Consider the following 21,259-nt stretch of genomic DNA (forward strand, 5'->3'; position numbering starts at 1 on the left):
TCCTTAATTTACCCTTGACCATAATGATCTTTTAAACGAATGATATCGTCATCACCCAAATATGAACCGGATTCAATTTCTAATAGTTCAAGAGGGATTTTTCCCGGATTTTCCAACATATGAATTGAACCAGCTGGAATAAACGTAGACTGGTTTTCAGTCAATAAAAAAACCTTATCATCCAATGTTACTTCTGCAGTCCCGGATAAAATAACCCAATGTTCTGCTCGATGCAGATGACGTTGCAAAGAAAACTTCCCACCCGGTTTTACAGTTACCTTGTTGATATGATATTTTTTAGTATTGACTATTTCGTCATGCCTACCCCACGGACGATATGATTCGCGATGCAATTTGTATTCACGGCGTAAATTAGTCTTAAGATACTCTACTACCTTTTTTACATCCTGAACTTGCGACTTATCAATTACTAATACTGCATCTTTAGTATTTATAATAACTAAATTATCAACTCCAATTGCAGCTACAAGTGTATCCTCACTCTTAATATAACAATCCCTCGCATTATGAGTGAAAATATCACCAGAGAGTGAATTATTATTTTTATCTCTTTCACTGACTTCCCATAAAGCAGACCAAGAGCCTACGTCGTTCCAACCCGCATTTAGTGGAATAACAACAGCATCTGTTGTCTTTTCCATAACAGCATAATCAATAGATTCATCTGGGCAGCTCGCGAATACCCTCTCTGAAACTCTGACAAAATCCTCTATTGAATCTTTATTTACGTTTTGTATGGCATCTATACATACATCCAATATATCTGGACGATATTTTCTCAACTCTTCCAAATATCTTTTTGCCCTAAAAAGGAACATACCACTGTTCCAGTAATATTCACCACTATCTAAATATGTTTGCGCTGTTGTAATATCTGGTTTTTCAACAAAACGACATACATTATATCCATCAGAACCGGATTGCTCACCACGCTGAATATATCCGTAGCCAGTCTCAGGACCTGTTGCTACAATTCCAAAAGTTACTAGTTTGCCACCATCAGCATAACTAATAGCTTTATTTATTGCCATATGAAACGAGTCTATATCTTCTATTACATGATCTGCTGCAAGCACCAAAAGTAATGGATCTTCATCATTTTTGTTAATTGCACTTAAAGCAGCAAGAGCTACCGCAGGTGCTGTATTTCTACCTACTGGCTCAAGAATTATATTATTTTTTAACTGCCCGATTTGGCGTAATTGTTCAGCAGCAAGAAAGCGATGTTGTTCATTGCATATGATGATCGGTGCAGATGTGTTTAGCCCCTCCAACCTTAATATTGTTTCCTGCAGCATTGAATCATCACCGCTAAGACGAAGGTATTGTTTTGGAAAAAGCTCTCTTGACAATGGCCAAAGACGACTACCCGTTCCACCGGCCATAATAACTGGAAGTATCATAGTATCTCCCTAAAAATTTTTGATATTTTCAATCTCAGGTAATACTTATTCTATAACAAAAGATATATGTATTTATAACTTAGCATCAATACCTGTAAATTGTTTGCATTTAGCTATTAATTCATTTGCAAATGGAACATGCAAGTCTTTATTACTCAGCTCTGTATTCATTCCTATTTTATCACCATTGAAAGAAAAATTAATTGAAGACTCACCTTTTCCATCAACATCTATGCGATTGAAGAAATCAAACAAACCATCAAAGCGACATTTGTCAACTTTCGTTTTAAATCCACCATTAACAAAAATCACTGGGGTACCCATTGCCAAGCATGGCAAGGCTGTATGAATTCTTGATGTTACAACAAAACGAGCAGCTGCCAGACGTTTTAAGTACTCATCTGCCATTTTGAAACCTTCATCTGCATTAATATATGGGACCATTTGATCAATGTAAGTTGCATTATCAAGAACTTCATCATCAAAATATTTTTGAAGGATATTACGACGCACTACAAGTTCTTTTATTCTTCCTGTTAGAATTCTTTTCCCCAAGCGTAATGGTTGTTTCAACAACTTCTTAAGTGTCAAAGAATCATGCATAATATCGACAAAAATGACTTCATTGCTAACTTCGGTTCTCTTATATGTATTACCCAGAGTTAAAGTCATGCATCCTGAATAATATGCATCTACTCCCTTCGAAATTAAAAGGTCCCTTGTATGATTATCACGACATCCAATTGGTTGATGTGCTTTGAAATGCTCTACTACTTCTGGCCTAAATATTTTATCAATGATGGATGAATTTAGATGCAATGATACATATAATGGATCTATCTTTTTCGAAGGTGGAAAATTTTCAGGGTTTGCCATATACCAGGCATTCATAATCATTTTAACAGTGTCATTGTTATATAAATGCATCCCTTCCCGCGTAATATATTCATCTACACGTGGAAGGAATTGTTTCGCTGCTGTACTTTGGACATAGTCCCCAAGATTTAATAAATTTGCCTTCTCAAACTCACCGCCTTCATACACAATCACACCAAACTTACTCATTTCTTCACCTTAGTTTAAATTAAAACAATTTTAGCCAAATAAACTTTGCCTTTTCCTTACAAAATGCTCTCTCACTTTTAGTGAAGGCAATAAAGTAGAAAAGAAAAGAAATTATACATGTTGATAACACTATTAAAGATAATAATCCAATTATATCTTCTCTTAAATATTTATTTATAAAAGAAACAATAGCAAATGCCCCTCCGCCTACAAATATTAAACGTAATACTATTTTCAGTAGGTATTCTCTAAGTCCAAAATTAATCAATCGTCCTACGACATGAAATCGATATAACAATAGAATTAACACACAACTGACTCTACTCATAACTACCATATACAGAGGTGCTTTAATATATACTAATATAGCAGCCAGCATGAGGTTTATAAGCATCACAAGACTAATCGTCAATTGATAGCGTTTTAAATTACCAACCGCATAGATTACGGTAACAAAAGGTCCAGATAAGCAATCAATTAATATGTATATACAAATTACTTTCACTAAAGAATCTAAATATTGAGGAACATTATCAAGCCAAAGATATAAAATATAATGCGTATCGACATACAATGGTGTCACAGCCAACAATACCAACGCAAATGAAAGTTTGCTTGATTGTGAAAGTAAGCTATGTAGATATAAAGTATTTCCTGCAACATATGATTTAATAATTTGAGGGTTGAATGCTGTCTGAAAATTACCTGTAAGGCGATTGATAGCCATCAGAACCTGTTCAGACAGGCCTAATGATGCATTAGCAATTACCCCACTTACAATATTGACTAAAATTGCGATTCCTTGAGATAAAGCGACAACACTTAATGAACCTAACAATGTCCAACTTGAAAATGAAAACATCTCTGATAACATTTCTTTGTCAATTTTTAAGTTTAACTGACAAATCTCGAATTTTTTTATGCTAAATATGAAATAACAAAAAAATACGAAGAGAAATCCTAAGAAAACAAATACTGAATAACTTTTTAGTTTATCAGCAAAATCAAATTGAGTTAATATGAAAACTACAAACCATCTTTGCAACGCATCAATAATACCAATTTTCGCATAGACATCCATTTTTTCACAAGCTATCATCGCAGCAACATAGGGGGTCTGTAGTAGCTGGACTAACAATGCAAAGAGTGCAAATTGGAAAACCCATGTAACATCATCTATTCTATCTGCGGGGATACTTAGATGTGTATTTACAAACCATAATCCTATAGTTTCTCCCAAGATAAATACAACTAATGCAATTAGTATATGGACTATAATACTGGTATTAAATGCTTTGTTTGTCCACGAAAAATCTTCTTTACCTAGCCCCACGGAAAGAAATCTTTGTGTACCCAATGTAGTTACATTTTGTATAAACCCAAAAAGTATAATTACTCCGGCGATAATACTATAGATCCCTAAATCTCTAACACCTAATGCTTCCAATAATATTCTTGATGTATATAAAGAAACGATCATAATTAAGATCATTCTCATATAAAGCATTATTGTGTTCTTTGCTATTCTTTTATTATTATCACTAGACAAATTTCACCCAACCTTGTTTGATCTCCAAACATTAGAAACTAGCATTATAAAATATCGACAAACTCTTCTAGAAAATTATTTAATTACGATTTGAACGAAGTAATGAAATAGCAATATAATAGTCATTTGTGAAATCACATTCTCTTCTTTGTATCAGTTCTATAAGCTCTTTACGATATTGGCCAGTTGAATCGGGATTATTTATTTTCTCAATGGTTTTAGTTTTAAGTGACTCCAGATTCTTGGCAACAAATAGATTACATTGTGGTAAGTAATCATTAAATCCTATAATATCAGATGCTAATACATTTGCATTTAACGATGCGGCTTCGAGTAAAACCAATGGTACGCCTTCGAATCTAGAAGGCAAGACTACCAAATCACTTCCGGCCATAATATTGAGAAGATCATCACGATTACCTAATAAAAAAATTGAACCTTTTAATTTTTCCTTCCCTATTTCATTATCAAACATAGAATAATCTGGGCCATCACCGACGATATAGCATACAGCTTTTTTATTGACTTTATTTTTTATTTCTTTAAACACATTAATAAAATCAAGCTGCCCTTTCTGTTTATTAAGTAATCGGCCAGGAATCAATATCTTGTATATTGAGGGGTCTGTGAAAAATGGTGGTTCCAACTTCATTATTGATTTTTTTTTTTGCTGCACAAAATTCTCAACAACACTAATAGGTACGTTGCACTTCTTGGTTAATTCTTTTTTGACTGAATGACTAATAGTGATAAAACTATCTGGCAGATGATATAAAGGTTTACATAACAAATCCTTTATTTTATTTACTATACTCTCTCCCCCCATCTCTCTATGACTATGCACCATAGGAATATAGGATATAGTTTTAAGTCGAGCTAATTTTGCGGCAATTAAGCCGATATTCCCAGATTCAATTCTGCCCTGTGAGACGCATACAGTATCTTGTTTTTCTAAAAAAAAACGATATAGTTCAAATATTTTTAGCCATCTGAACCAAACGGTTATAGAAGAAAAGTTTTCTTTAAAGTCGGATATGGTTTTTATTTCATGGAAGCATCCTTCTGCTTTGGCAAAGGCAATTCCGTCATTGTTATTTTCATTGATCACCAAAAAACATTGTTCTTTCTTTGATATATGACATGCTGCAGTCATAAACATTCTTTCCTGCCCGCTGAACAATCTTGTTTCACAATAAAATATCATTTAACCTCCATTTTAATTTTGAGAATAAATATATATGTTATAAACTCTATTCTTTTTCTTTCCTATATAACAATGAAAAGCCTATAAGTACCGAAAAATACACGTTCAATGGAAAGTTCGCTAGCATATTATTTGCGAAAAACTCCACTCCAACATGGAAAAATATTAAAAAACAAGCTAACATATCTCCCAAGCAATCTCTGAACACACACACAATTAGTACGATTAGAAAAATGATTAAATAAACGGTGACCCCCAAAAGGCCGTAATTGCTCAATAATGAAATGTATCCACTATCCAAAGGCTTACTGCTATATTTACTTTTTACCTCTGGAGGCCCCTGGGTTCCATTCACGCCAACACCAACCCCGGTCAAAAGTGATTTGCTTTGAACATCATTAAAGATATTTTGATGCTGTGCAACCCTTAAATATATGGAGTTATATGCTGCATCGCGCAATTTTGTATCTTTTATTTTATTGTATACAAACATTGAGTTAAAGGAAATAGTCATAACAATAAATACAATAAAGGTAAACATCCCAATAAATATTTTTTTATTTATATTTCCTCTAACAAACATCAAAATAAATTTTATTGGTATGTATAGTGATAGAGCAACCATTGCCGTTTTGTATGTAGTCATAACAGCAGCAATTGTAAATAAAATAAAATATATCATTTTTTGGAATCGGTTAAAGAACCCCGACTCCATAACAATAAAAATACAAAAGATCATTAATGTTCCGGAATTAATAAACGTCGTCATAGAGCCCATGGCTCGTAGCCCTGAATCTACATTATCGAGTCTAAGTCCGGATGCACCAGCTTGGTTATTCATATCATCAATTTGTAAGAACACGAGAAACCATGAGCTAAACATCCTTTGAACAAATATCAAAAAAGAGTTTATAACTCCAATCCACACAAGAATCTTACATATTTTTCTATATACGACGTTGGCTTGATAATTATTATCAATTAAGCAGAAGAATGCTAAAGGAAACAAGAAAGGCACTATATCTGACTTCATTTTATAGAACACAAGCGTCCTATTATCATCTAAAGACGTTAAAATATAGATAGCCATTACATAAACTGGTAAGAGTACTGACAGTATGAGTATTTTTTTATTAATTTTCCTCTTTAATATTAATGTTATCACACAAACAATATAACAACCAATTACAGCAATTTCCTTCCATATCCTTAGCAGCATGAAATCTATTTTTACTGCTAATAAACTAAAAATACTTGTGCATGCAAAAAGCACTAATGTTGCATATAAAAATGCTATTAGCTTTCTATTTTTACTTAAAGTATTCATTTTATATCCAACAAAAATACATAAACCTGGCATAGCACCAAAGAGGTACTATGCCATTCCTCATCTATTTTTTATCTTTATATTCATAGCCGTAATGATTATATCCATAACCATAATAGCTACTTGCTCTTTTAACCAAACCATTCAAAATAGCTCCTTTAATTTGGATACCATTCTGCTCAAAACGTCTGACACTAATTTCGATTTCTTTTATTGTATTCTGTTCAAATCTAGCTACCAATAGTACAGTGCCAGCATACCTGCCAATAATAACGGGATCGGTTACCGCTAGTACAGGTGGAGTGTCTATTATAACAATATCATAATTGTCATTTGCCCACCGTACTAGTTCTTCAAAACGAGAATGCATTAATAGCTCAGCTGGATTAGGTGGAACCATCCCTCTAGATATAAAGCTTATTCCTTCATATTTCGTTCTTTTAACAACATCTGCTAATGAGGTTTTACCTGATAAATAGTTTGATAATCCATTTTCATTATCCACAGAAAAAAGCTTATGCACATAACCTTTCCGCATGTCAGCATCTATTAACAACACTTTTTTACCAGTAGTTGCTACAATAACCGCTAGATTCGAACTAATAAACGTTTTCCCTGCACTTGGTGTTGCACCCGAAATCATCAAAATTTTATTTTTTGCCTCCATCATAGCAAAATGGAGACTCGTTCTTAACCCTCGGATAGCCTCAATAGCCAGATCTGCTGGGTTCTCAATTGCTAATGGACCATTATCGAACGATGTAATATTCTTATTGCGAGTTGTCTTTTTAAGTAAACTTTCAGACACAGGAACACTGGCGTATACATTTACACCTAACTCTTCGAGCTGTTCTGGAGATTCAACACCTTTTCTAATAAAGATACGAAGCAATACTAGAGCTGAAGAAATGATCAAACCTATGACGAAACCTGCAAAAACCACCAAAATGACGTTTGGTTTTACTGGCTTTGGTTGCGTTATCGCATTATCAACAATACGTACATTGCCTATAACACTTGATTTTGCAATACTTAACTCCTGCTGCTTAGTAAGTAATTGCATATATACCGCTTTACCGGAATCAACATCTCGACTAAGTCGCAACACTTGCTGTTGCGTTTCAGGCATTAAAGAAACTCGTTGATTTAATTTTTCTTTTTCATCCTGAAGTGTCTTTCTCTTTTCCATCAGAGCTTTATACGTTGGATGCTCTTTTGTAAAAAGCTGCGATATTTCTGCTTCTTTAAAGGTTAACTCATTTAGTTGATTATCGACATTTACAATTTGATCTAGGACGGATTTAGCCTCCATAGATAGATCAACTGAATCTTTTTTTCGCCGATAATTATTTAGTAAATCTTCTGCGCGATCTAAATCATTCTGAACAATAGGGAGCTGCTTATTCAAAAAATCAAGACTTTTCTCATCCTGGGCAGCCTGTAGAGCGACATTTTGTGCCAAATAATTATCACTAATGCTTTGGAGTATTTTTTGGGCTAAGTTTTCATTAGTATCTTCATAGGTTAATTGAAGCATTCCACTGTCTTTACTCACATCGCCAACAGTAAAATTTCTCTGTAACGCAGCAATTGCTTGTAACTTTGTAAGATAAGTGACTGTGAACTCAGTCCCAGGTGTAGCATCGATTTTATCGACCTTAAGCAGTATACCTTCTTTATCAAAGACTGTTCCAGTATGACCGGTAAATTTAATTGTCTTACCCGATATATTGAAAGTATTTTCATCAACGACTGTCAAAGTCAGTTCATTATCATTTTCTTTAGCTAAATTGGTTGGCAGAAAGAATTGTGAGAGAATGATTTCACCAGGTTTTTGCCCCATGATTCTCGACCAACCTTTACCAAACACAGGAAAATGGTTTTCAGTGATCTTAGCCTGCAAATTTAAATCATCAACGGTCTTGCCCAAGATCATTCTAGATTGCAACAATGCAATTTCAGGCGCTGAGACTGGCTGACTATCGGGTAGCATCTGGCTTAAATTGCTTAGGATTGCATTCCCTTGTTTCTGTTCAATTTGAATCATTGCATCTGCTTGATATACAGGAGTTGCAAATAGAACATAGCACACAGATAGCAATACAAAAAAAGCAGTGATTGAAAAAATTATTTTCCGATGATCTATAAATTCACCGAGCAGCTTTATCAGCTCTATTTCCTCTGAACCTTTATCTGAACTTTTATTAATTATAGAAGACATATAACTATTCCTGATAACTATGAGCTTAATTTATCAACCCAGCATTGGCCTGCTCGTTCGATTAACTGATATACTGACGCAAAAGCTTCATCACTTTTTCGATACGGATCTGGGATTTCACGCTGCTCTATCCAATGACCAAACAACATTGTTTTCCCTCTCAGCTCAGGAGAGATACGACCTATTTTTTCAAGATGATATCTTTCCATTACCAGAATAAGATCATATTGATGCCCAAGGGAAGCTGTAAACTGCTGTCCCAAATGTCCATCAAGCGATAATCCATTCTGCTCCGCTATTCTGATTGCACTTGGATCTGCAGCATGTCCAACTAGAGCCCCTGTACCTGCCGAAGCTATATTTTTACCTGCTAGTTTCCGCATTAGAAATCGCTCACCTATTGGTGAACGGCAAATATTCCCTGTGCATACAACTAAGATTGAGTTAAACATTAATTCGGCCATCGCTTTATATAACGAATAGTTTCAGTCATGTCATGTACACCTGATATTGTTGGTACTAATTGTGAAATAACACGGTTCCAACGTACAAGCGGAGCAGCAGTTACATAAACTATATCATATGGTTCAAGTTTAAACTCTGTCCCGAGAACCATTGCAGAAGCATCTTGCGCATTGAGCTGATAAATATTGGCAATTTTACCATCTTTACTATCTTTTAATTGCCGAATCACAAAAATCCCTGTCGCATCGCTCGTACTCTGTGACATGCCATCCACATTTCCTAATGCTTCAGCCAACGTCATACCACTACGATCCATCTTCAGTGTGGTCTGCTTCCCAACTTCTCCCATAACAAATACTTTTAGATCATCGTTACGTGGTACAAACAGTATATCTCCAGGATACAAAAGATGATTTTGGGTAAGGTCTCCCTTTTGCATTAATGCATATAAAGAAATCTTTGTATCTTTACCGTTGTGCGTAAGAACAACATTTCTCCAATCTGCATCTGCGGATAATCCCCCAGCAGCATTAATTGCGTCCATTACTGTCAGCGGTATATTTGTTATTGCCTGTTTACCTGAGGTTGTAACTTCCCCTGTGACATAAACTTTTTGCGATCGAAATGCTGCAATACTCACATCAACCTGAGGACTTTCAATATAGGTGGTTAGACGACTAGTAATGTCCTGGCGCACCTGACTAAGCGTTTTACCAGCCACCTGCACTTTACCTATATATGGGTAAAAAATGGTACCATCAGAGTTTACCCAGTTACCTGTATCACTCGCACTACGATATTGACCAGCTGGGGTCGTCAGTTCCGGGTGGTCCCATACTGTAACCATAAGTACATCACCCACACCGATTCTATATTCATAGCTTCTGAGCAGATTATCTAGTTGAGAATTTGATCGAGCAACAACACTCTCAGGGCGTAATTGCTCGATTAGACCTGGCGTCATTGGATAAAGATTAACCAACTTATCTAAATCATAATCGCTATCGGGTAATTCAACGACATTCTTCCGCAGGCTATTGAGTCCTTGACCTGGCATGATTGTACAACCCGATAAAAAGCCTATTGCCAAAGCTAACGCAGAAAACCTTACAATTTTTTTCTTCATAATGTCACATCATCAGTAAACCAAAAGTTTTTTATTCCTGAACTGCCGTCTATTAGACAGTCACTGCGTAACTGGCTTCATGGAGAGAGCTTAATGATAAAATATTTGCTCTTTCAGCTACCTGCAACGTTCAGATTATAAATTAAATGGAATCTCAATTCCGGCACTTGCCCCAATATCATCGCTATCGTTGTGTTCTGCATCGGTATACCAAAGTGAAGTGTTCAGACGCACTGATTTATAGACATCCGCACTCCAGCCCAGCTGAACACCTTTCAATGTATCAGAATATGGGAATGCCTTATTAATTGTCTGGTTTTTCGGGTTCACCTTAGCGTAGACCAAGTGTGCGCTCCAACGTTGATTCTCTTCAGTGACCAATTCTACCTTACCCGCAAATAACTGACCATCACCCCCCATACTATCGCCAAGAGGATAGCCTTGTTGGTAGTAACCATCTTTATAAATACGGTGATTGTAAGAATAGTTTGTGCGACTCATATTAGTGCGGGTATCATGCGCTTCCATATACCAGTTAATTGCATCTTTCCCCCAGCCGTGATGCCCCTCAATCCCCCCGAGAAACATATTAGCAGAGGGCAACCCGCCAGCTTCATCTTCACCGATCATCTGACCATAGAAGCTTACCGGCCAGCCCAAAGTCGGTTCTAACTTAAATTTAAAGTCAAAGCCAGCCAGCTGGTTGCCCGGCTCATTATCGGTACCGGTATTATCCTGCCCGGTAAAACCATCCCAGAAGCTGCTGAAAGACTGCGGGCGCCCCTCGCCTCCCCACTGCATAATGCGTGAGGCACCCAGTTCCAGTGACTGGAACGGAGAGAAGGTTAAGCGACCGCCAATAATTTTAGTATGCGGTACAGCGGTATACTGATTCATCTGGCTGGCGGAAATCTGATACTGCCAGGGGCCAATCCAGCGTAGCCACCAAGTCTCCGGCGCTGTCTGTTCGGCACGCTGCATCAGAACACCGGTCATCGGTCTGGCTGCGTCGCCGCGAATCAGGCTCCCCTCGTAGCCAGGCCCCCACCACTGCGGCATCTGGCCAAACGACAGCCACTGGTTCCAGAATTTCACCGCACCGTAGGCGCCATTGGCATTGAAGCGCGAACCATTGCTGATACGCTCATCACCTTCGACATTACCTTGCAGATGAACATCCCACCATTCACCGCTGTTATTAAAGGCCAGAGAAAGTGAGCTATCCGCGGGCTGGCTTTGCCCAAACCCCTGCGGCGTTCCTGGTTTATCGGTCGAGGTGTAGCCGCTAACGCGGAAATCGGCTTTTAAAGATGAAAGTCGCTGATTAATACGCGCCAGCACCACTTGCTCAGAAGAATAGGAAGGTTTAGCTTTTTTCAGCGCCCGGGTAATCTCTTCCTGACTCAGCGGCCAGGTAGAAAGACTGAGATGGATAACCCCCCGGTCGGAAAGCCAGGAGAGATCGTTACGCAGTTCATTATCATTCAGCACCAGACCAGCGGCATAAACCTGAGCGCTAACCGATGTCAACAGCCCTAAAGCAAGTGCAATACGCGCGATTTTCATCATTGTACAAGATCCATTTTTAGCCCCTTTTCCGCAAGCTGGCGAGTCGATGGGGAATATGAGTATAGAGAGCGCACGCTGACGCCAGTCGTAGTATGTTTGTTCGACAGCGATGATGCAATAACCATCATCTTTTAACGTATGAAGTGACTCAATATTTGAGCACTCTCTTCAGAACCGTCTTTCATCGCGCCAGTGAACTCACGCGCTACTGGCCTGCCCGTTTTGTTATGAAGCACATCTAGCTGCCACAATTTGTCAGTTGCACCCAGCACCATTGAGCCTTAGAGATTAGCGATTATATACGGCTCTTACAGTTAAGCATCTCTGGCAACAAGTTTTAGGAATTTCGAACGTAAGGAGAAGAGACTACAGAATTGAGAATGCCGATTTCAGCTACGCTACCGCCCTTGGCTTAACAGCTACCAATGCACTGTACTTCTTTTTATTCGACTGACTTCATGCTGCCGTATTATTAATCACAACTAAGAATTTCAGCAGCATCAAGTTTACGAGATTCTGTCAGCAATTGGGAGCATAAATGACAATTATTCACACATGTAAAACATGTCATCCTCACTCATCCGACAAGCACAGCTTCCGTCAATAAGATTATTTAATAATATCGTGACTGACTATCACGCCAATATTCCAGCAAACAAAGAATTATCGCCAAGCAATTGATTTTTATATACTTTATGATCTCGAGCATCTCTACTGGATCGATAACATCCCTGGGCGTCAACTACAAAAATTAATAGACTTTAGCATTTTTTTATACTTGACAAACATAACGAAGAAACGGTGAAAAAGCTCGCTACGCTATTTAGGAATCTTCTCAGCAACAGAGCATCATCATAATTTGCGTTAACAATGGACTATCAGCTATTTATTTCACCAATATGAAAATACGCTTATCCATCACAAATCCATTTATTTACCAGGCTTAATTTGGGGCAATCAGAAACTTAGTAAAATTCCTTATGCAGATCCGCGCGGGTAAACGGCTTTTCCAGTGGTCCGATCTTTACCGCAATCTCCCCCAGTAACGACTGAGTAGGTGCTTTGGTACCAGTATTTAGCAGCACTACAGGTATCAAAATCAGGCTAAGTAACCCACCCCAGGAGAGTTGGCCATCAGCAACGCGTGACGCGCGAGTTTGCAGCAACAGAAACAGCGCGCTGCAACAAGCCCCAAGCAGTAACCCGGCGATCACTTCAGAGGTTGAGTGCGCATGGATCACCAGCCGGGAATAGCCAACCAGCCCAGCCAGTGAATAACCCGCCACAACAGAGGCCCGACGGAGAGAAGGTGTCCCGCGGGCGCAGAGTAGCCACAGGAAAATGGGCCAGAAGGCCGAAGATAACGCGGAGTGCCCGCTAAAACCGGTGAAATCTAACTCACGGATACCAAGGCCCCAGCCCATAAAGGCCAGCTTGGATGCACAGACGATGGCGCCGGTAATGCCAAACAGCAAGCCCCACTGCCAGGCAAGCTGCCGGGAAGGCGTGCGCAGGCATAAAACGATAAACAATGCTGCCGCGCTGGGTAACAGCACGGTACTATCGCCAAAAAAAGAGACTAACTGCCAGTTCATTTATTTTTCATCCTTTGACGATATCTCCAGTCCGCAATGTCTTTTCCACGACGTCGGTATGGGCATACACATCCGTTAACTTCACATTTTTATGCATGCATCACTGTTGTTTAATGCGTAAGCATGATCTCAGTCAAGTTTTATTTTTTTATGACCGCCTGCGGCACGCATATTTTTTAAGAAAATTCTTACTAAGTGGTTATTAGCAAAGCTGAAATTCAGCTACTCCGACCATTTCATCATGGTGCTGCGGGCAGAACAACCGGATGTCTCTGAAGTGATATTCCCTTCCTCGCCAACCTTGCCCTTACAAAACAACTAACCCATTGATATAGAATGATTAATATATATCTTAAATATACTCATTTTACCCACTGGCTTGCCTACAGAAGCATGACACATCTCGGTTTCATGCCTCATACTTCTGTAAACTCTACATTTTCACACTTCTGCTATACGCCGCTGAGTATTTACGCCAGCAGTTTCTTAATGCTTTCGCGGAATTTGCTGCCTTCTTTATGGTTACGCAGCCCGTAGTTTACAAAGGCCTGCATATAACCCATTTTTTTACCACAATCGTAGCTATCCCCGGTCATCAGCATCGCATCGACGGGCTGCTTCTTCGCCAGTTCGGCGATAGCATCCGTTAACTGGATACGGCCCCATGCGCCCGGTTGCGTGCGCTCCAGCTCAGCCCATATATCGCCGGACAGGACATAGCGCCCGACGGCCATCAGATCGGAGTCCAGCGTCTGCGGCTCATCCGGCTTCTCGATAAATTCGACAATGCGCGCAACCTGCCCTTCGACATTCAGCGGTTCTTTCGTCTGAATGACCGAATACTCAGACAGATCCCCTGCCATTCTTTTCGCCAGCACCTGGCTGCGCCCTGTCTCATTGAAACGCGCCACCATCGCGGCGAGGTTATAACGCAGCGGATCGGCGCTGGCGTTATCTAATATGATATCCGGCAGGACAACGACAAAGGGGTTATCACCCACGACCGGGCGCGCGCAAAGAATCGAGTGCCCCAGTCCCAGCGGCTGGGCCTGACGTACGTTCATGATCGTCACCCCCGGCGGGCAGATAGACTGCACCTCTGCCAATAGCTGACGTTTGACACGTTGCTCAAGCAGCGCTTCCAGCTCGTAGGAAGTATCGAAGTGGTTTTCCACGGCATTCTTGGAAGAATGGGTAACCAGCACAATTTCCTTGATCCCGGCGGCAACAATCTCGTCAACAATGTACTGAATCATTGGCTTATCGACGATTGGCAGCATCTCTTTTGGAATCGCCTTGGTGGCCGGCAACATATGCATACCCAATCCTGCTACCGGAATAACTGCTTTCAAACTTGCCATTCTCTTATCCACCCATATAGTGATAAATCTTTCAATGCCAGCCAGATTACAACGCCTACTGGCATCAATCTGTGATATTACAGCGTTGCGATCGATCCGACTTCCCGTCAAATTCTGAAATTACATGTTCAATGAGAGAATACACGCAAAGTATAGGAATCGACAGGTCGCTTTAGGAAAATTCTCATGCCATCAACGCCCCGCGATGACAGGCCAACTGAGCAAAGCTCCTGAGACGGTTTATGCTTATCAATCATAAGATATGCCTATGAATTCTCACGCCCGGCAGGGCTTAATCCGCCTGTTCAGCCATGATTGAGGCAGAGTAACCCATCGAATAAACATGTGAAGATAGTGGAATAAGTGGTTTAAACCCGGGAATGCAGCAAGAATACACATAAAGTGCATTAGCCATTGATATGACTGACAGAAACATCGTAGATGACATATTGAGCCCTCCGTCGCTCCTTTCCCTTCCATCCTCGCCAGCCAACCGGCGCCACTTATCTCATCTCATTTAAGTCTGCTGATATCCTCTGATTACAGAAAATATTTTGCAAGCCCCGACATTCAGTAGTATGAAAACCTGCCTCGCTGTTGATTACTAAAAATAATCGTTTTATTAGCAACCGGCGGCTGAGGTCATCTGGTCGCCTGGCTGGTGCATCAGTAAAACACAACAAATAGATGAGATACCATACAATATTTGTCTTGTGCAAAACGGGATATTTTATATCCGGCCGTTATGAATCATTCGCTTTATAAATAAGTTTATGCGCATAAAAAATAATCCGGCGCGTTTATATTTTATGCGATTGAATATCGCCAACGTTATCTTCGCGACTGGGTACAGAACGAGAATAGATACGCGCGCCATTCAATCTGCGTCATGGCGGCAAGTCATAACCCCCGGAACAGATGCCAGTCGGTGGCCCGGACCAACAAATCTGTCGTAAGAGGGAGTGGCCTGCGCCCATACCGACGCAAGGCGCGGGATAACGTGGATATTGCAATTTATCCGTAGCTTATCCATGATCGATGGATGGCACTCTAATGTTGTATAGGTTTTAACAAATGATGGAATGGATTGCCGACCCCTCTATTTGGGCCGGTCTCATAACGTTGGTGGTTATAGAGCTGGTCCTCGGTATTGATAACCTGGTTTTTATTGCCATTCTCGCCGAAAAGCTCCCACCGGCACAGCGCGACCGCGCGCGCGTCGTCGGCCTGCTGCTGGCGATGTTGATGCGCCTGCTGCTGCTGGCATCGATTTCCTGGTTAGTCACCCTGACAAAACCGCTGTTCACCTTCCATGACCTCAGCTTCAGCGCCCGCGACCTGATCATGCTGTTCGGCGGACTGTTTCTGCTGTTTAAAGCCACGGTCGAGCTTAATGAACGCCTCGAAGGCAAAGACAGCGATAATCCGGTTCAGCGTAAAGGAGCGCAGTTCTGGGGCGTTGTGGCGCAGATTGTCGTGCTGGATGCCATCTTCTCGCTCGACTCAGTGATTACCGCGGTCGGCATGGTGGATCATCTGGCAGTGATGATGGCGGCTGTGGTTATCGCCATGAGTCTGATGCTGCTTGCCAGCAAGGCGTTAACCCGCTTTGTTAACAGTCACCCGACGATCGTTATCTTATGTCTCAGCTTCCTGTTAATGATCGGCTTTAGCCTGATCGCCGAAGGGTTCGGCTTCCCGATCCCGAAAGGTTATCTGTACGCGGCGATTGGCTTCTCCGTGATCATTGAGTCGCTAAACCAGCTGGCGCTGTTCAACCGCAGGCGCTTCCTCTCCGCTAATCTCACTCTGCGGCAACGAACAACCGAAGCGGTGATGAATCTGCTCAGCGGCCATAAGGAGAATGCCGAGCTGAATACGGACACCGCTGCGCTGATCGTCAATCAGGAGGACGCGCCGCTGTTCAATCCGCAGGAACGCCGGATGATTGAGCGGGTGCTGAACCTCAACCAACGTACCGTCAGCAGCATTATGACGTCGCGTCACGATATTGAGCATATCGATCTCAGCGCGCCGGAAGATGAAATTCGCGCGCTGCTGGAGAAAAACCAGCATACCCGCCTGGTGGTGACCGGTGGGCAAGATGATGAAGATTTGCTTGGCGTCGTCCACGTTATCGACCTTCTGCAACAGTCACTGCGCCATGAACCGCTTGATTTGCATGTTCTGCTACGTCAGCCGCTGGTATTCCCGGAAACGCTGCCTCTGCTGCCGGCGCTGGAGCAGTTTCGCCATGCCCGGACCCATTTTGCCTTCGTGGTGGATGAATTTGGTTCCGTTGAAGGGCTGGTGACGTTGAGCGATGTAATGGAAACCATTGCCGGCAACTTACCAAACGAAGCGGAAGAGACCGATGCCCGCCACGATATCACCAAAAATCCTGACGGCAGCTGGACGGCAAATGGGCATATGCCGCTGGAAGATTTGGTGCAGTACATTCCCCTGCCGCTGGACGAGAAACGCGAATATCACACGATTGCCGGCCTGCTGATGGAGAATCTACAGCATGTGCCTGCAGCCGGGGAAGAGGTGAAAATTGGCGACTATATTCTGCGGACGCTGCAGGTAGAAAGCCATCGGGTGCAGAAAGTGCAGATTATCCCGCCGCCGCCGCAGGATGACGAATTGAGTGACGAAGTGTAATTGCCCGCAGCCGCCGGATACTCCCCGGTCGCGCTGCGCTTACCGGGGCTACGATGCGTATGCGATCGCGTAGCCCGGATAAGGCGCTTGCGCCACTATCCGGGAAAGCCCCTGGTGATAACCGTTAAACCCGCATTCAGCATCTGGCCCGCCTCCCCCGGTCGCGCTGCGCTTACCGGGGCTACGAAGCGTATGCGATCGCGTAGCCCGGATAAGGCGCTTGCGCCGTTATCCGGGAAGCTATCGGTGATAACCGTTAAACCCGCATTCAGCATCTGGCCTGCTTTCCCCCGGTCGCGCTGCGCTTACCGGGGCTACAGGGCGAGTGCAATCGCGTAGCCCGGATAATGCGCTTACGCCGCTATCCGGGAAGCTATCGGTGATAACCGTTAAACCCGCATTCAGCATCTGGCCCGCCTCCTCCGGTCGCGCTGCGCTTGCCGGGGCTACAGGGCGAGTGCAATCGCGTAGCCCGAATAAGGCGCTTGCGCCGCTATCCGGGAAAGCCCCTGGTGATAACCGTTAAACCCGCGTTCAGCATCTGGCCCGCCTCCCCCGGTCGCGCTGCGCTTACCGGCATTTTGCGAGCCATTTTCCAATCCTTTCCACTGTTCATGGCCTACGCGCTTATCCCAATTTATTCTCCCGCTGCAGAGACCACATCTCACATAAGGAGCCTTCTTTGGTCGCCTATCGCCGCAACTATATTCATGGTGCAACCTGGTTTTTTACCGTCAATTTACGCAACAGGAAAAGCGCGCTTCTGACTCAGCAGGTCGCGGCCTTACGTCACGCGATTATGACCGTTAAACGGCAAAAACCTTTTTATATCGACGCCTGGGTTGTACTTCCGGAGCACCTGCATTGCATCTGGACCTTGCCGGACAACGACTGTGATTTTTCGGCACGCTGGCGGGACATAAAAGGAGGATTTTCCAGAACATTAAGACAGAATAACGTCTGGCAGCCTCGTTTCTGGGAACATACGATTCGCAATCAGCAGGATTATCGCCGTCACGTCGATTACATCTACATGAATCCGTTCAAACATGGCTGGGTAAAACAGATACAGGACTGGCCATTTTCAACCTTTCATCGGGATGTCCGGCGCGGGCTATATCCCGCTAACTGGAGCGGAGAGGTGGATGATTTCACCTGCGGCGAACGTTGATGACCGTCCCCGGTCGCGCTGCGCTTACCGCGGCTACGGAGCGAATGCGATCGCGTAGCCCGGATAAGGCGGTACGCCGCTATCCGGGACCGCTTTCCCCGGTCACGCTGCGCTTACCGGGGCTACAAAGCGTATGCGATCGCGTAGCCCGGATAAGGCGGTACGCCGCTATCCGGGACCGCTTTCCCCGGTCGCGCTGCGCTTACCGCGGCTACAAAGCGAATGCGATCGCGTAGCCCGGATAAGGCGGTACGCCGCTATCCGGGACCGCTTTCCCCGGTCGCGCTGCGCTTACCGCGGCTACGAAGCGAATGCGATCGCGTAACCCGGATAAGGCGGTACGCCGCTATCAGGGACAGCTTCCCCGGTCGCGCTGCGCTTACCGGGGCTACAAAGCGTATGCGATCGCGTAGCCCGGATAAGGCGGTACGCCGCTATCCGGGACAACCTCCCCCGGTCGCGCTGCGCTTACCGCGGCTACAAAGCGTATGCGATCGCGTAGCCCGGATAAGGCGGTTACGCCGCTATCCGGGACAGCTTCCCCGGTCACGCTGCGCTTACCGGGGCTACGGAGCGAATGCGATCGCGTAGCCCGGATAAGGCGGTTACGCCGCTATCCGGGAGTCCAGCAGCAGGTCAAAGCGGTTAATGCTTATCGAGGAGCTTCTTCACGTCTTTGCCATCCTGGGTATTTTTATTGCGATCCATCCAATCGTTAAGTCGCTGTTTTGCTTCATCCTGCAGCTGTTTGCGCAGGATCTGATCGACCTGCAGGCTATAGCTCAGCTCGTTCCACTTGCCGTAGATACGCAGCGGAATGGCGGTTTGTTTGAGCCTATCGATGAGCTTGTTTTCGCCTCGCCAGCCGCCCAGGACGCGCACGTTAAAGCGCATATCGCACTCTTCTTTCAGCAGGTTCAGGTCGCCCTGCCCGGTCAGCGCCATCATCTTAGACTGTCCCTGCAGGCTCTTTAAGGTCACCTGGCCGTGAGTCAGCTGCAATTCGCTGCTCATCGAGTCCAGCTGAGTGGCGTTATCGTAGTTTTCCTGAGCCTGCACATTGGTGCTGCGCTGCACGGCCTGCTGCACCAGCTGCTGGAAGTTGAGCCCTTCGGTGCGGGTATCGGCCATTTGAATCTGCGCCTCACCCTGCCAGCGGCGACGGAAATCATCGGCATCGATTCTTTCGCCGGCGAAATCTCCGCTTAATGAGAGCTTGCCGGTCAGGTTGAGCGAGTAATTAAACGCTTTCAGCAGAGAACTAATCTCAACGTTGTCCAGCTTCGGCTGGAAAGAGGCCTGCGCCGTTTTGCCCCGGGCATCCAACGAGCCGGGCAGCGATAACGTTCCGCCGTCGAGGTTGCCCTGCAGCTGGTTCACCGTCAACAGCCCCTGCTGATTGCTGATATCGCTCTTCACCCCGCTAAAGTTCATCCCGCGCCACTGCAACCGATCGGCGGTCAGCGACAGGTGGGCGTTAAAGCTGCGCAGGCTCGCGTAATCTTCCTGAATGTCGCTATTGGCAATCACCGGCCGCAGCTGTCTTGGCTGACTTTGCCCCTGTTGATTGACCGAGGCGTCGGTTGCCGGCGTGGCCTGAGCCAGCAGGCTATCCAGATTGAGCATGTTGGCATGAAGATTAAGCTGCCAGTCCGCCTGTTCGCCTAACACCACGCTGGCATTCCCGGCAATGTTGCTGCCGTTCGCCGTCAGATTGAGATTATCGAAGCTGATTTTTTTCTCATCCTCCAGCCAGCTCGCCTGCATGCTGCCCTGGCCGCTGACGCCCTCCGCCGGCAGTTCGGCCCCGCTCAGCTGCCAGTTGAGTTGAGAGATATCTGCTTTCAAAGAGTGGGGATAGTCGCCGCCCTGAACCTCAGCGGATAAAGAAAGGGCTAAATCACGCTGGTCACGATTGACCCGCCCGGAAAAGTCGAGGGTGGCGTGATGATTTTCATCCTGATCCATCTGCAGATGAATATCGCGAACCGTCACCTGTTCGCCGTTTTCATGCTGGAAAAAGAGGACGCTGTCGGCAATCTGCAACTGCCGGACATCATATGACCAACCGCGGTCTTCCGGGACCTGCGGCAGCGTATTGTCGTGAGGCACCACCGGCGCATCCTGGTCACGCACGGCTTCGGTCTGCGGCGTCAGCTGAATCACTGCGCCTTTGAGCATCACCTGCTTGACCTGCAGCTGATGGGAAATGAGCGGCATGAGCGCGACATCCAGACGCATATTGTCAGCTCGCACCACCGGTTCGGCGGCCCCCGGCGCCGTTAGCGTCATGCGGCCTGAGAGGATGCTCAGCTGCGGCCAGACGTGCCAGCGCAGTGGGCCATCGAGTTCGAGCTGATAACCGCTACGCTCCGCCACCTTGTGCACCATATAGGCGCGAAAATCGTTGGGATTGACCAGCAATACCAACGCGGTTAGCCCGGCGACAACTACCGCCAGTAAGATCATCAGCGTCGTCAGAATTCGTCTCATGGCACCCTCAGCACACCGCGTACGT

The 21,259-nt window shown here is 44.0% G+C and carries 15 protein-coding genes; 3 read left to right on the forward strand and 12 right to left on the reverse strand.

Annotated features, from left to right (window positions below):
* Positions 1-8 precede the first annotated feature (8 nt).
* From EDF73_RS02260 to galF, 11 genes are all read right to left on the reverse strand, one after another.
* A complete protein-coding gene (locus EDF73_RS02260; protein WP_132725250.1) occupies positions 9-1,424 on the reverse strand; it encodes a mannose-1-phosphate guanylyltransferase/mannose-6-phosphate isomerase in 1,416 nt (471 codons plus the stop codon).
* A 72-nt stretch (positions 1,425-1,496) separates the two neighbouring features.
* Positions 1,497-2,489 carry a polysaccharide pyruvyl transferase family protein gene (locus tag EDF73_RS02265; protein ID WP_132725253.1) on the reverse strand — a complete coding sequence of 331 codons (993 nt, stop codon included), beginning with the start codon at positions 2,487-2,489 and terminating at the stop codon, positions 1,497-1,499.
* 19 nt (positions 2,490-2,508) lie between these two features.
* Positions 2,509-3,969: a hypothetical protein gene (locus EDF73_RS02270; RefSeq protein ID WP_132725256.1), complete on the reverse strand. Its 1,461-nt coding sequence runs from the start codon at positions 3,967-3,969 to the stop codon at positions 2,509-2,511.
* A 148-nt stretch (positions 3,970-4,117) separates the two neighbouring features.
* Positions 4,118-5,191: a glycosyltransferase gene (locus EDF73_RS02275; protein ID WP_165905622.1), complete on the reverse strand. Its 1,074-nt coding sequence runs from the start codon at positions 5,189-5,191 to the stop codon at positions 4,118-4,120.
* 97 nt (positions 5,192-5,288) lie between these two features.
* A complete protein-coding gene (locus EDF73_RS27380) occupies positions 5,289-6,569 on the reverse strand; it encodes a hypothetical protein (protein ID WP_165905623.1) in 1,281 nt (426 codons plus the stop codon).
* Positions 6,570-6,633: 64 nt separating this feature from the next.
* The gene (locus EDF73_RS02285; RefSeq protein ID WP_132725265.1) at positions 6,634-8,790 is read right to left on the reverse strand and encodes a polysaccharide biosynthesis tyrosine autokinase; all 2,157 of its coding nucleotides are present in this window, start codon (positions 8,788-8,790) and stop codon (positions 6,634-6,636) included.
* 17 nt (positions 8,791-8,807) lie between these two features.
* Complete coding sequence (locus tag EDF73_RS02290) at positions 8,808-9,242, reverse strand: protein tyrosine phosphatase (protein WP_277629098.1); 435 nt, start codon at positions 9,240-9,242, stop codon at positions 8,808-8,810.
* Positions 9,242-10,381: a polysaccharide export protein gene (locus EDF73_RS02295; RefSeq protein WP_132725271.1), complete on the reverse strand. Its 1,140-nt coding sequence runs from the start codon at positions 10,379-10,381 to the stop codon at positions 9,242-9,244. Before EDF73_RS02295 ends, EDF73_RS02290 begins: the two co-directional genes overlap by 1 nt.
* Positions 10,382-10,516: 135 nt before the next feature.
* Positions 10,517-11,950, reverse strand: coding sequence for a capsule assembly Wzi family protein (locus tag EDF73_RS02300; protein WP_132725274.1), 1,434 nt, complete (start codon positions 11,948-11,950; stop codon positions 10,517-10,519).
* Positions 11,951-12,915: 965 nt separating this feature from the next.
* Positions 12,916-13,545 (reverse strand): phosphatase PAP2 family protein, encoded by a 630-nt coding sequence (locus EDF73_RS02305; protein ID WP_132725277.1) that lies wholly within the window; start codon positions 13,543-13,545, stop codon positions 12,916-12,918.
* A gap of 470 nt (positions 13,546-14,015) precedes the next feature.
* Complete coding sequence (gene galF, locus EDF73_RS02310; protein WP_132725280.1) at positions 14,016-14,906, reverse strand: GalU regulator GalF; 891 nt, start codon at positions 14,904-14,906, stop codon at positions 14,016-14,018.
* Positions 14,907-15,983: 1,077 nt separating this feature from the next.
* Here galF and EDF73_RS02315 point away from each other — a divergent pair.
* The 3 genes from EDF73_RS02315 to EDF73_RS27385 all read left to right on the forward strand — a co-directional run bounded on the left by EDF73_RS02315 (position 15,984) and on the right by EDF73_RS27385 (position 19,066).
* Entirely contained in the window at positions 15,984-17,570 is a 1,587-nt protein-coding gene (locus tag EDF73_RS02315; protein ID WP_132726264.1) for a TerC family protein, read from the forward strand.
* A 682-nt stretch (positions 17,571-18,252) separates the two neighbouring features.
* Positions 18,253-18,741, forward strand: a complete 489-nt coding sequence (locus tag EDF73_RS02320) for a transposase (RefSeq protein WP_087849480.1) — start codon at positions 18,253-18,255, stop codon at positions 18,739-18,741.
* Positions 18,742-18,874: 133 nt separating this feature from the next.
* Positions 18,875-19,066 carry a hypothetical protein gene (locus EDF73_RS27385; RefSeq protein ID WP_165905624.1) on the forward strand — a complete coding sequence of 64 codons (192 nt, stop codon included), beginning with the start codon at positions 18,875-18,877 and terminating at the stop codon, positions 19,064-19,066.
* A gap of 320 nt (positions 19,067-19,386) precedes the next feature.
* Here the strand turns inward: EDF73_RS27385 and asmA are convergent, their stop codons facing one another.
* Complete coding sequence (gene asmA, locus EDF73_RS02330; RefSeq protein ID WP_132725283.1) at positions 19,387-21,234, reverse strand: outer membrane assembly protein AsmA; 1,848 nt, start codon at positions 21,232-21,234, stop codon at positions 19,387-19,389.
* Between the last annotated feature and the right edge of the window lie 25 nt (positions 21,235-21,259).

Source organism: Klebsiella sp. BIGb0138 (assembly GCF_004342285.1).
GTDB lineage: Bacteria > Pseudomonadota > Gammaproteobacteria > Enterobacterales > Enterobacteriaceae > Klebsiella.

Excerpts from the sequence above, each read along its gene's own strand:
- EDF73_RS02300 (WP_132725274.1), bottom strand. The coding sequence starts at position 11,950 with ATGATGAAAATCGCGCGTATTGCACTTGCTTTAGGGCTGTTGACATCG.
- EDF73_RS02290 (WP_277629098.1), bottom strand. The coding sequence starts at position 9,242 with ATGTTTAACTCAATCTTAGTTGTATGCACAGGGAATATTTGCCGTTCA.
- asmA (WP_132725283.1), bottom strand. The coding sequence starts at position 21,234 with ATGAGACGAATTCTGACGACGCTGATGATCTTACTGGCGGTAGTTGTC.
- EDF73_RS02295 (WP_132725271.1), bottom strand. The coding sequence starts at position 10,381 with ATGAAGAAAAAAATTGTAAGGTTTTCTGCGTTAGCTTTGGCAATAGGC.
- EDF73_RS02315 (WP_132726264.1), top strand. The coding sequence starts at position 15,984 with ATGGAATGGATTGCCGACCCCTCTATTTGGGCCGGTCTCATAACGTTG.
- galF (WP_132725280.1), bottom strand. The coding sequence starts at position 14,906 with ATGGCAAGTTTGAAAGCAGTTATTCCGGTAGCAGGATTGGGTATGCAT.
- EDF73_RS27385 (WP_165905624.1), top strand. The coding sequence starts at position 18,875 with ATGCGATCGCGTAGCCCGGATAAGGCGGTACGCCGCTATCCGGGACCG.
- EDF73_RS27380 (WP_165905623.1), bottom strand. The coding sequence starts at position 6,569 with ATGAATACTTTAAGTAAAAATAGAAAGCTAATAGCATTTTTATATGCA.
- EDF73_RS02265 (WP_132725253.1), bottom strand. The coding sequence starts at position 2,489 with ATGAGTAAGTTTGGTGTGATTGTGTATGAAGGCGGTGAGTTTGAGAAG.
- EDF73_RS02270 (WP_132725256.1), bottom strand. The coding sequence starts at position 3,969 with ATGATCGTTTCTTTATATACATCAAGAATATTATTGGAAGCATTAGGT.
- EDF73_RS02260 (WP_132725250.1), bottom strand. The coding sequence starts at position 1,424 with ATGATACTTCCAGTTATTATGGCCGGTGGAACGGGTAGTCGTCTTTGG.
- EDF73_RS02275 (WP_165905622.1), bottom strand. The coding sequence starts at position 5,191 with ATGACTGCAGCATGTCATATATCAAAGAAAGAACAATGTTTTTTGGTG.
- EDF73_RS02285 (WP_132725265.1), bottom strand. The coding sequence starts at position 8,790 with ATGTCTTCTATAATTAATAAAAGTTCAGATAAAGGTTCAGAGGAAATA.
- EDF73_RS02305 (WP_132725277.1), bottom strand. The coding sequence starts at position 13,545 with ATGAACTGGCAGTTAGTCTCTTTTTTTGGCGATAGTACCGTGCTGTTA.